Source organism: Arcticibacter sp. (assembly GCF_045629565.1).
In the GTDB taxonomy this organism is placed as follows: domain Bacteria; phylum Bacteroidota; class Bacteroidia; order Sphingobacteriales; family Sphingobacteriaceae; genus Arcticibacter.
This window is the reverse complement of record NZ_JAZQRL010000055.1, coordinates 1-12,102: the sequence shown is the minus strand read 5'-3', so window position 1 is coordinate 12,102 and position 12,102 is coordinate 1. Positions and strand designations below refer to the sequence as shown.

Below are 12,102 nucleotides of genomic sequence, written 5' to 3'. Positions count from 1 at the left end.
ACCGCTAACCAGGTAAGGCCGGGCATACTGTATATAGTGGGTCAAGTCGGCTTTATTGCTTGCAGCCAATGGTACATAACGTTCCCTGTGGCCTTTTCCTTTTCGCACATATACCAGGTCTTTTTCTATCAGGATGTCCCGCACATCAACTTTTACACCCTCATTTTTTCGCAACCCGCAGCCATAATATAAAGCCAGCATCGCCTTATCCCGCATCCCTAAAGCATCATCTTTAGCAGCCTCATACAATTTGCTTACCTCGGTAGTGGTCAATATGCTTTTAACATTACTGGTCTTGCCCTTAATGCGCAGCTTAACAGTGAAGCTTTCCTGGCCGCTCTCTGTCAGGTAACGGCTAAACTTTTTAATGACCTGTAAATGTTTACGGATATAGTTCAGGCTGATCGCTCCGGCTTTTGTTTTGCTTGGCCGTTCATGCAGGTAAGACAAGTAGTTTTTCAGGTGCGCTTCCTGTGTCTCGTGCGGGTGGTTGCAACTTTGGTTCTCCAGGTATTCCAGGAACTCGGCCAACATTTTAGGCATGTCCCGCTGACTGGTCGGTTCAAAGTTCAGGATGCGCAGCCACTCGGAAAAGCCTGCCTGTAAACGGATGTAAAGGGCATTTTGCATATTTTATTTCAGGATGTCTGCTGTTTTTTCACTTTCATGGGCTACTGTCTTTTTCCGGCTGACTTTCTGCGTGTTATGTAACCCATTGGCACCCTGGGTTACTTCCGGGTTACGGGTTACTGCTTTGATGTTTTCCAGGATGGTTTTTACCATGTTCTGCGCATCGTTGGTCAATGTTTCCAGGTCGTTCCAGTTCTGTATTTTATACTCAAAGCCTTTATAGCGGTTGCCCCTGGTTATTTTTATATAGCCCATCCGTTCCAGTTCGTACAGGTAACGGCCTAAACTGCTCGGGCTTAAACGCATGGCCGACCTTACCTCTTTGCTGTAAAAAGACTCGGTATCCTGTTCTTTAAGGTAGGTTTTAAGCCTTTCAAAGAATGTCCGGCAAGCATCGTTTAACTCATCACTTTTCTTTAAAAGTGTTGTTTCCAATAAGGTAAAAGCGGCTTCTATATCGGCTATCGTGCTTTCAATATATTGTTCGCCGGTGTCCTCATCCGTTTTTAGCTCCCTTTGGTACTGGTGGTAATACGTGATCGTTTCGGTGAACATTAACAGCAGCAGCATGGTGCGGCGTGGCTTGAATACGGCCTCCGGCAGGTGCAGATAGGTGGCGTAAGGGTTTCTAACGCTGATCGGCTTTAAGATGCGCTGCACATTTTTTACCTGCTCCCTGACCTTTCTTTCTTCGTACTGGTCGATCAGCCCGGCACTTAGCTTGCGTTGGTAGTCCATTATTTTTTTGTCCTGCTCCGGGCTGTTGTCCATGTACAGCAAGATGCAGCGGTTCGCATTGTCTTCATAAAGCTGCTCCCTGGTGGTGCAGCCTGATATACAAACCGGGCCCTCCACATTCAGGGTTACCGTTTTCAGGTTGCCTTTGCTGTCTTTAAGCGTTACCGTTTTTGATATCTTGCGCTTGCTTTGCAGTTCCCTAAGCGGGTACAGTACCGCTTCTGCGCCGTCCATGTCTTCAATGAGCAAGAGTTTGTGTTTCAATTCTTCCTTGCCGAAGTAGTAAAAGGCGTTCATGCTTAGCGTGGTGATCTCTATTTTATCTTCTTCCGGCATGAGTTCGCTTACTCTTTCCTGTAACCAGGTCTTGCCCGTTCCGCTTGCGCCCAGGCACATCAGGTGCAGCGGGGTATGCCGTTTTCTGCTCGTATAGGTCAGGTAGGCGATCAGGCTGTTCGTTTCTTCACCCACCAGGCCGCTTTGTGCGATTGCCTGTTTTGTCCTGGTTAACAGGTCGGGGCTTTTCAGGTATTGAATGGCCGCTTTGCGTTCGGGTTCGGTCAGCTGCTTTTTTTCAACCTGTTTGGGCTTCATCGCTTCCAGGCGTTCCGTCCGGTAATTCTCTAAAACCGTCGTTAGCTGACTAATAGCCGTGCTGATCTCATTTGTACTAATGTCCAATGCTTCGGCTGATTTCTCGATCAGTTGCTCCGTTTGGATGCTGTTGTACAGGTCTAAGTTATGGCGGAATGTGTTTTGCTTATGGTCTGTACCGGTTAGTTTCAGCGTTACTTTCATCCGGTCTAAACCGGTTAGCTTGATGCCGCCAAGTATGGTAATGTGCAGCTTGCCGTCCAGGTAGATCAATAATTCTGCGTTATCCGTTATTAGTTTGCCGCTTTTATTCATTGAAAACTATTTATTGCGATTTTCGATATGGCAAATGTATTTATTAATACCTATTTTAGCAACTTAATAATTTACAAAAACGCAATATATTGATTAAAATAGCTTTTATGGATATTTTTGGAAGAAAAGCAAACGTAATGAGCTTAGGCGATAACATTAAGAAGATCCGGGAGCAAAAAGGATTGCTGCAAAAGCAGCTTGCTGCTGAAGTGAACATACCCTATACCAGCTATAACAAGGTAGAGAACAATACCCGTGATATTGCTATTGATGAACTGGAACGCTTTGCCGGGTATTTCGGGATGACCATTGACCAGGTCGTCCATTTTGATGTTCAGCCGGTTGATGTAACCATTCAGGACAAGCCCAATTTTGAGCAGATCAATATGATTAACCAATTGGACGAGGAAGACCGCACCGTGGTTTTTAAGATCATTGATACCATGCTTACTAAAAAGAAGTTTAAGGACTTCTTTCAGAATAACGTGGCTGCCCTATAAACAACATAGCCCGGCGATGGCCAGGCTGTTGTTGATTGCATATTGGTTAGGCACAAGTTGCTTTACCGATTTTCATTTAGTATAGTTTTCTGTAAGAATAAAAATGCACTGAACGATGAAAACCAAGATATAAATAGCTTTTAAGAATATAAATGAAGCCATTTTAACTGAAAAGCTTGAAACTTCAGGACTTAAACGAGTAGAGCGCTGAGTTTTATTAATGTAATATTTGCCCACAAAGTGGAAGATTATTAGTTCTACCAAGAACTGAACAACCATTACAAAACGGTCAAACGGCATCAGGAAATCAAGTTTAAACAGCCCTGTGTGTAGCAAGACGACAAGTAAAAAAAGTGTCCAAAACACCCACAATAAAGTTGAACTTACTTTCCCGGTCTTATTAAGCATTGAGTACAGTAAAAAGTCCGCTAATGCGATAAACAAGACGTATATAATTTTTATAAGCATGATTGCAATTTATTAAGTTATTATTTTTTGAACCAAGGGATTTCCACTTTGAAGCCCTGTTTTACACCCACACCCAAGCCAATATTATAACTACCTTCAATTGAGCCTGTTCTGTTTTTTACATTGATTCCTGCCCCTCCTTCGATACCAATGTGAGCACTTCCCACCGAACCACCTTGCGTAAATTCAAATTTAACACCAAAGATATTAAAGCCTCCTGTATACTCGCCTTTTGCAACATAAGCACCCGCGGTTGCGCTACCTTCAATGTTGCTAACTCCATTCTTTGAAAGATTCGCTGATCCTGTTACACTTGCATCAGCAGACAAAAGACTGCCGTTTGCATTACCATTTGCATTAAGACTTTCTGTCCCTAACCTTACTGATCCATCTGCCTTTACAACAGAAGCAGACGCTCCAAAATCAAATCCATCGTCAGTTTTAGCATGGGCCTCACCAGAAAAGCCTGATAGGTTTCCTGAAGCAGCGGCATAATCACCATCAGCGTTAAAACCAGCTCTATAAAGACCAAACCCTGCTGAATTGTCTGTAGCGTATGCGTATGGACCTGAAGCATAACTACTTGCTACAATCTTTACCTCGTCTAATTCGCCACCCTGCCTGTTCCAATTACCATTTGAGTAGGTGTAGGTTGAATTGCCAGTTGACACATACGTCTGTCCTTCCGATGGATTTTTGAATTTAATATCACATTCCGGACAACGTCCATCAGGGTCAGTATATCTGATCGGATTATTATAGGTATAATTATAAGGTGACCACCGCCTGTTTACTTCTGCTAAAGGATCAGGCGTTGTCCAACGGCCAATAACCGGATCATAGAACCTTGCGCCATAATCGTACTGGTTACTCTCCTCCTGTATCTCCTTTCCGTTGTAAAGATACTTATTTTCCAGACCTGATACTAGTCTTGCTATCCTTAATCCAAACGGATAATAATCATCTTTCTGCAGCACCCTTGTTGCGCCGCTGCTCACATCAAAGCTGTAGCGTACATTACCAAGATGGTCAGAAAGGTTGTATTCATACTTGTAGGATGTCCCATTTAGAATGGCTCTGCCCGTTTCATTCTGGATGAAATCCAAAGTATTCCCCGTATACTGGATGCCGCTAACATAATCTGTGGCAGTAGTGCCAGATACCTTACGGAGCTTCCTTCCCAACCCATCATAAACGTAAGTTATCGTTGTAGCACCTGCGGTCGTACTTTGCGGAAGGTTAAGCACATTATAGCCGGTGGTCAGGTTATTCTGTGTATTCACCGTGTTGCTTCTGTTTGTCATGTTACCATTTAAGTCATAACTGAAAGTGGTGGTGCCCGGCATTTGAAACTGTGTGGTTGCAAATGTTGTCGTGCTGTCTACCACCGAGCTTAACCGGTTTCCACTATACTGGTATTTTAACTTGTCTTCTGCGAATGTCGATGAGGTGTAACGCTGCAGCGCAAGGACGTTACCATTTAAGTCATAGTTGATACTTTTCTCCGTTCTGCCATCTGCGGCAGTTCCAGATACCAACCTGTTGAGTCTGTCATAGCTATAGTCATAACTTCCCCCGGTAAATTCCTGACGCGAGATGTTTCCATTCCACTGCGCCTGCAGTCCATCCTGGTACTTCAGTGTCAGCGCAAATTGTGCTGAGCTCATCCCAGTTATCCAACCCCGTGCGTTATAACTGTAAGTTGTATTCTGCACTGCGTTATGCAGGGCTTTGCCCTTAAGCTGACCAACTTCATTGTAGGTGTTCTGAACAAGTTTAACCTTGTCAGCTTTGTTATCGCCGATCTGCTGGCTTGTTGCTGTCAGCCTGCCCACATGATCATATTCATTCTCGGTCAGCACTTTCACCAGGGTGCTGCTACCGTTAACATGGTGGATCCTGGTGCTGCCTAAAAGTTCATCCATAAAACTGTAGGTATTGGTGACCTCGTCATAATTGGCTGCACTGATTACCGCACCCTTATAGTGCTGATTGTATGTCTTTGCCACCCTGCCCTCATCATCATAGTAGTTTACGCTCCATAACATCTCCCCGCTCCCTGTAGCTGGCGTTGCTTTCAACACCTTTACCCGGCTTGCTGTCAACAATCCTTTAATCATAAGGCTTCCCGATGCATAGACATAGGGGTTCCCTCCGGGAAGCAGATCATAGTTGTCATAATAGTTGATCAACAAATACATACCTATACTTGAAGTTGGAAAAGAAACATTGCTGTAGCCGGTCTCTGTCGATGCCACAGCGGAAGTAGCCCTGGATTCCCAGTTAACCGTTAGCCCATTAATCGTACCCTGAAGCGATGATCTTCGTGTATCTGAAGGGGTAGCAGTGTTATCGGCGGTACCACTTGCATCAGCATAAATCCCGGTCATCACTACCCTTCCAAAGACATCATACTTGGAAAAGCTCCACTGCTGCGGGCTTTTTGCTCGCTGAAGCGCATCCTGAGTTAACACCACCTGATCAAGCGTATTATATATGATAAACTCCCAGCCCTTGCCCGGAAGCTTTTTTCCAGTCGTCCGGTTACGCTCGTCATACCGATATTGGTAGCAAAGGTCTGCAAGGGTACCACTGCTGATGGCTGCATTAGTGTCCGCACCAGAGGCCGGAGGAAGCACAAAGCACAGGTTGCCAAAATCATCATAAACATAATAAGTGGAGAGCATCTCTGTCAAGGCACCCTTTTTATTGTAGGTACGCTTCAGTACCACCCTGCCTTCTTTATCTTTATATTCTTCAGTTGTTCCGATACACCCGTCAGCAAGCTTCCAGTTCTCATCCTTAAAAATGGTCACATACAATTGGTTATCTGCATAGACAGCTGTATTACCAGCCCGGGCCAGCGTACGGATGTTCCCCGCACCAATACCTACTGTATAAAGTGCCACCCTGCGACTGCCACTAGTATTGGTTCCGTTAAACACCGTGCTATTGTTCGAACTGTATTCAGTACGTACAGTATGGCCACTCCCTATCTGCCAGGCTGCTCCTGGTGCACCCTGCTCCTCTACCCGATCTAAGGGAGAAGCCTCAAAACGGGTCTCTGAAAATGCTGTAGGAATGACAGGAACACCTGTTGGAGGAGTAGTATAAAAGACCTGCTGCGCAGTCAGTGCATCCGCTTTATAACTGCCATCAGCACCACTGCTTGCATACGGCAGGTATTTCTTAGCCTCCCTTCCAAAAGCATCATAAACTAATGGCTGCACAATATCTTTAAATTCCGGACTACCTTTTATCTGAACCGTTTGAAGCGGACGGCCCAATCCATCAAAGTACTGGATCGTCTGATTAACATCACAAACGCTCCTCTGCATATCAACATTGGCACTTGTCACCCCGGGCACCTTAAAAACCTTAGTACTGATGTAGTTCTGACTGGAACTCGGCATGCTACCAAGCAAAGGACAAACCTGGTCAATATAGATCCTTACTGCTTTCCCCGAAGGAACATAAAATCCATTCGTTAAAGTTATACTCCTGGATGCTTTGATCTCCGTCTGATTGGAATAACTGCTCAGGCTAATATCCTGCTCCTGACCCAACGACTTTAAAACAGAACATAAAAATACTACAACAAGTAAGCACCCCTGCCCGAAACGCAGCACGCATTTATATCCTCCTTTTTTCATCTATTTAAGCTATTATAATTGTTTAAGGCCCATTGCTTGACACCAAATGCCAACTACCTCAGATGCCCCTAAAGTAAACTACTACAATGCAGCGGGACTGCACTCGAAAATTATCTGATATTAACTGAACTCTTGGTCTTGAAATGGGGAGTGTTATATATGTGCCTAGTTAGCCTGAGACTAGCGTTCTATTGTGACATTTGCATCTTCACAGTATTATCAGCTAAGTTCATTCATGTTTCGTCCTGCTGATTATCCTGTTAATGTGCTTTACACTTTCTTCCAAACTGTGAATTTTTTCTTTATCGTCCACCACCTTCTTTTCTTGGTTTATTATATATAAAGTTAACTCTTCTATCTTCTTTAGTAATTTCATATTAAGCTCACTTAGACCAATACCATCTTTAACCATCAAATTACCTGGAGGTACATCAGGCAAATGTCGATTTGCCTGAATATACTGCTCTAATTCGGAGAGTGGCATTAAAGAATAATTACTATCAAAAACATAGTCGGGTGCCGGAAAATTAACATCGACTTTGACTTCCTTTGAGTGGATCGTACCATTGACATTCAGTTTGTACCCATTAGAACTAGTTGTACCAACACTCAAATTTCCTACGGGAACAATGAGATCATGATAGAAAATATTTGCGTTGTCATTTAGCTTTTCATAGATCGTTACTCTACCACCGTTGTCGTACAAGTTATCATCACTCACATCGCCTAAGGAGAGCGTTGCACCCTGACGATATCTAATGGTAAAATTACCATTGATGACCCCTGGTGCTGCCTTTACCCATAGCTCAGTTGAAGAACTAAAATTTATTATAGCGAACTGCGGCTGGTTCCAGGCCTGATATCCCATCGTTTGATGATGCTGAATTAACAAATCTTTGTAGTTAATGAACGTTAGTTCTCCTGATGAAAGTGAACCGTTATTAGATGTTAGATGTTGATAGACGTATTCCAAGTAGCCGTGGGTGCCAGCGGCAGTGCCGACCTTGTACCACCTTCCATCCCCAGGTAGTGAAAACGTCTGAGCTTTCACTTTAAAGCTTGACACAAGTGTTATAAACAATAACAAAGGAATTATTCTCATTATAGTATTTTTTAATTTTTAATAAATATATCTGTTTGCAACTTTTAGACTATTCCCACTATTAAACTACTAAAGCTCAAGACGCCTATTAAATCAAGTTATTTGTTGGCAGAAGATTTGAACCACACTCAATGATCCGATAAGGCGTTATTTCTGAGCTAGCGATTGCTCATAGTAGCACTAAAAATATCAACTTAAAATAAGTTACGTTAACGGCAACGAACCGGTTTGCATGTTGATTTCTGCTTTAACAAACGAATTTCCTTTCCTTGGGAAATCATCATCAGTGTGAGCTCTTCAATTTTCTCAAGTAGCTTCGCATTCATTCTTCCGAGATCTAAACCCGTACTCTTTACCTCTGCTGCAGAGGGGACATTTGGGAGATGCTTATTGATTTTTATATATGACTCAAGTTCTTCTAATGACAAGTAATTATAACCATTCTCGAAAACATAATCGGGCCAATTCTCGATATCAACCTTTATCTCCTTTGATCTTATAGTGCCATTGACCGAAAGTTTCTCTGTGGGTGTAGAAGTACCAATCCCAACATTCCCATTCCATTTAATTCGGAGCTTTTCAGTAAGAGTTGTTTGATCATCTCCCGTGCCTGTTTGAAAACTCAAATCCATAGCTTGAATAAAAGCAGAATTATTCTGATAAACATTTATCCTTTCAGCTCTGATTCTAGCGCCTACCAGATTGCGAATTATATCTCTATAAGTAAAGAAATCTATGTTATATCCACCCGGAGAACTTCCTCTCGGAACTTGATAATTGCCAGCATCAGTGTCGTCTCCAATGCCAATTGCCGAGAATCCGTTTAACGAGGAATTTATATGAAGCTTTGTCAAGATTTTCGATGTACCAATACCAACATTTCCGGTCGCAGGGAATGAATTTTGCGCCCAACCATTTGAATACAGAGATATAACAAAGAATAGCCCGAGGAAAGCTCCAAGGGAGTTTGATTTTTTAAGGTCCATAAACCAAAGTTGAACCTTTCCACTGCAATGAACTTGCACTCTATAGCTTTTTCCCTAGATATCTCTAATTTATTTGTAGCACGCAAGAGAGCAGTTCTAAAACACTTCGGAACTTTGATGTAATCCAGAACCATTTACCAAGTCTAAGCATCGAGCTATTGCATTGTTGGAGCCGTTTGCCGAGAGCTTTGCGGGAGATACAGTGGTACGGCTTTAATGTTACTGGTCTAATAGTAACAGCATTATTGCTATTGATATTCTGATGAGCATGTACAAATTGAAAGGACCAACTTCAAAGTAAAATAAAAATGTTCACTACACTATAGTGAAATATAATAATTCATTTGGGTCGTCAACTCCCACTTTAGTCGTTACCAACCAGTTCGTTGAGCGCTTTCGCAAGAGCATCATTTTTCTTCTCAAGATTGATTAGGTGTAATGTCAATTCTTCAATCTTTTTAAGAAGTTTCAAATTCAATTCCCCAACGTCCACGCCATTGTTTTTTACATCCTGACTGGATGGTAAATCGCTTAAGTGACCTTCCGATTTGATCTGGCTCTCTATTTCCTTGAGTGTCGGCAAATTATAATCATCCTCGAATACATAGTCTGGCCACGTTGACTGTACCTTCACGTTTATGGATTCAGCAATCATGTTTCCAGCTACTGCTAATTTGTATCCCTGTGTATTCGTTGTTCCAATTCCGAGGTTTCCTGAAACACTTAGCTGGCTCACTAAGTGCTTCTCCACCATGTTCGGAACATAGTCTTGTATATTGCTGAGTAAGTCCGTATTGACGGGAACGCCGTTAATTTCAAAAGTAACTAGCTTCAGGCTTTCGTTACTTGAAGCTCGCCAGCCCGAAAACTTCAAGCCCCAGTCATGATGAGCGTTTGAAAATGGCACTTCTAAAGCTAAATATTTAATCCCATTGTAGATGCACGTTTTCAATTTCCAGGAATCATTATTATCAAAAGATTGGATCGATGCTGAGGTACTATTGTAAGCTGATCCGGTATTGATATTTACAATGTTGAGTCGGTGGTTTGCAGCGACACTGCCTCGGATTGCAACGATGTTACCAACCGCGTAGTTATTTGCGACATTTGATCCGTTGTACATTTCATGCAGAAGAATCACCTGTTTGGCGAATGCAACTCCTTTTCCGAGATCCACAATCTGATATCCAGCTCCGAGATTTGTGACTTGTGAAAATGAACAATCAGATAACAAAATTAAAAGAAGAACGATTAAATACTTTTTCATATAATAAGTTTTTATGAAATTAATATCGAACGGTAACTATGTTCGCGTCTTGACACGATTACAGTAACTTATTCTTATGAACGGACGATCTTGGAAGACATACCTATACTATCGCACCCGAGACTTTTAGATATAATCACTCCACCCCCTTCTTCTCTGAGGTTTTTCCCTCCACACATTTAAACCAGTTACTTCTTTGTTCACTTCTATCAAGTTCAAAGTCAGCTCTTCGACTTTTCTCAATAGTAAGATGTTCAGATTCCTTAGCTGGCCCAGTTTCCTCCTACATTCTCTGCATATGAAACAGTTGGAAGATGCACAGCAACTTATTAATCCTTCTAATTTCATCTATACCCAGCTATAGTGAATTTGCTCAGGTCCATTCGTGAAACCTAGATGACCACTAACTAAGATGCCGCTAAAGTAAACTGCAACAGTGCAACCAAACTGCACTTAGACATTATTTTAACTTACCTCGAAGATCATCATGTCGCAAAAACCACAATACCTCCCCGTAGCAGACCTACAACGTTTCCCAAGTCCAAAATGTAATTGTTATTTATAACTACTTGGCTATATATCAAATCTACACTAACTCTTAAACGCTTGAGGAAGATAGCTGAGTTCACGTACTTTTGCACCAAGGATAACAAAGATATATTCAGGTTAATCCATTTTCATTGAAAGTTGATTAGCTGACCTTACGGTAATTTAGTAAAATGACGAAAGTGCAAACTGACTGCACTTTTAGGAGTTACTTTTGAACTTAAACTCCAGAATAATGACCTGTAATTTATACCCTGCTATTATGAAACACTTAGTCGTAATATTACTGTGCATTACTACTACTTTGGCGAAAGCACAGTATACCTCCATTATTTGTGGTCCAAATATCTCTCCCGCAGTTAACTTTATTTACCTCGGAACATTGAATTTTACTGAGGCGGATCAGGGAAATGGCCAGAAATTGCAGATTGATATAATTGGCGGCGACTGGGGAAATTCGAATAAGGGCACAACTACTTTCTATATAGCCAATCGTGGTAAGCTTTCCATCAATCAAATGACCTTAGGTGGATCTGCGCCAGGAGCGCAAAGTCTTAGAATATATCAGAACGGCAACACTACTAATTTTTATCTTGCAGTAAACAGTTCGACAGCTTATTACTCTCTTGCTGTAAAAGCTTTTACGTTTGGTCACAACATGACTGCTAGCTCAATCCCTATTACGACCTCAACCACCAGCCCCTTGGGAAACGATATTACATCATCAGTAAGTGTGAACCCACTATTGATAACTGATGGAAATAACAACATTAGCATAAATACTTCATCAGATCCAGCCTACAAACTTTCGGTTAATGGCAGTGTTAGGGCAAAAGAAGTGAGGGTAGAAACGAACTGGGCTGACTATGTCTTTGATGAAAATTACAATTTAAGATCTTTAAAGGAAGTTGCGACGTATATCAAAGAAAACAACCATCTGCCTGATGTACCTTCGGCAAAGGATGTCGAAGAAAATGGGATCAAGGTTGGTGAAACTAATGCTTTGCTTTTAAGAAAAATAGAAGAATTGACATTATATCTTATCGAAAAAGATAAGCAAATAGATGATCTCAACCAGAAGTTGAAAGACATTCTAAATCTTCAAACCCATGAATTGATCCACCCAAGCGATTTTCAGAAATCTTCACCAAAAAGAATGCTTTATTGACACGAACTATGTTAATATGCAAGAGGATGTTCAGATATTTTTCAGCTTGTAGTTATAATCGTTTACATAAATGGATTCTGCCTTACAAATCGCAAAAGCCTGCCTCACTAATTTATTCGCGACAGCAATAAGGGC

8 protein-coding genes are annotated in these 12,102 nt (G+C 41.9%); 2 read left to right on the top strand and 6 right to left on the bottom strand.

Translation table 11 applies throughout. The features are described from left to right. On the bottom strand, positions 1 to 630 hold a 630-nt coding region (locus ACKI5J_RS07285), incomplete at its 3' end, for a tyrosine-type recombinase/integrase (protein ID WP_407428021.1). Between the two features lie 3 nt (positions 631 to 633). Continuing rightward, on the bottom strand, positions 634 to 2,277 hold the full coding sequence (locus ACKI5J_RS07280) for a hypothetical protein (protein WP_407428019.1): 1,644 nt from the start codon (positions 2,275 to 2,277) through the stop codon (positions 634 to 636). A gap of 107 nt (positions 2,278 to 2,384) precedes the next feature. Between ACKI5J_RS07280 and ACKI5J_RS07275 the strand changes: the two genes are divergently transcribed. After that, positions 2,385 to 2,777, top strand: coding sequence for a helix-turn-helix domain-containing protein (locus ACKI5J_RS07275; protein ID WP_407428017.1), 393 nt, complete (start codon positions 2,385 to 2,387; stop codon positions 2,775 to 2,777). A 488-nt stretch (positions 2,778 to 3,265) separates the two neighbouring features. On the opposite strand, the gene ACKI5J_RS07270 is transcribed toward ACKI5J_RS07275, so the two are convergent. The 4 genes from ACKI5J_RS07270 to ACKI5J_RS07255 form a co-directional block, all read right to left on the bottom strand. Then, positions 3,266 to 6,898 carry a DUF6443 domain-containing protein gene (locus ACKI5J_RS07270; RefSeq protein WP_407428015.1) on the bottom strand — a complete coding sequence of 1,211 codons (3,633 nt, stop codon included), beginning with the start codon at positions 6,896 to 6,898 and terminating at the stop codon, positions 3,266 to 3,268. Positions 6,899 to 7,127: 229 nt separating this feature from the next. Next, positions 7,128 to 8,000: a hypothetical protein gene (locus ACKI5J_RS07265; protein ID WP_407428013.1), complete on the bottom strand. Its 873-nt coding sequence runs from the start codon at positions 7,998 to 8,000 to the stop codon at positions 7,128 to 7,130. A 209-nt stretch (positions 8,001 to 8,209) separates the two neighbouring features. Beyond that, a complete protein-coding gene (locus tag ACKI5J_RS07260; RefSeq protein ID WP_407428011.1) occupies positions 8,210 to 8,986 on the bottom strand; it encodes a hypothetical protein in 777 nt (258 codons plus the stop codon). Positions 8,987 to 9,350: 364 nt separating this feature from the next. Beyond that, positions 9,351 to 10,253: a hypothetical protein gene (locus ACKI5J_RS07255; RefSeq protein ID WP_407428009.1), complete on the bottom strand. Its 903-nt coding sequence runs from the start codon at positions 10,251 to 10,253 to the stop codon at positions 9,351 to 9,353. Between the two features lie 808 nt (positions 10,254 to 11,061). Between ACKI5J_RS07255 and ACKI5J_RS07250 the strand changes: the two genes are divergently transcribed. Then, entirely contained in the window at positions 11,062 to 11,967 is a 906-nt protein-coding gene (locus tag ACKI5J_RS07250) for a hypothetical protein (protein WP_407428007.1), read from the top strand. Positions 11,968 to 12,102 lie beyond the last annotated feature (135 nt).

Bases quoted from the DNA above. Each gene is read 5' to 3' on its own strand.
- ACKI5J_RS07280 (WP_407428019.1), bottom strand. From the start codon at position 2,277: ATGAATAAAAGCGGCAAACTAATAACGGATAACGCAGAATTATTGATC.
- ACKI5J_RS07275 (WP_407428017.1), top strand. From the start codon at position 2,385: ATGGATATTTTTGGAAGAAAAGCAAACGTAATGAGCTTAGGCGATAAC.
- ACKI5J_RS07270 (WP_407428015.1), bottom strand. From the start codon at position 6,898: ATGAAAAAAGGAGGATATAAATGCGTGCTGCGTTTCGGGCAGGGGTGC.
- ACKI5J_RS07265 (WP_407428013.1), bottom strand. From the start codon at position 8,000: ATGAGAATAATTCCTTTGTTATTGTTTATAACACTTGTGTCAAGCTTT.
- ACKI5J_RS07260 (WP_407428011.1), bottom strand. From the start codon at position 8,986: ATGGACCTTAAAAAATCAAACTCCCTTGGAGCTTTCCTCGGGCTATTC.
- ACKI5J_RS07255 (WP_407428009.1), bottom strand. From the start codon at position 10,253: ATGAAAAAGTATTTAATCGTTCTTCTTTTAATTTTGTTATCTGATTGT.
- ACKI5J_RS07250 (WP_407428007.1), top strand. From the start codon at position 11,062: ATGAAACACTTAGTCGTAATATTACTGTGCATTACTACTACTTTGGCG.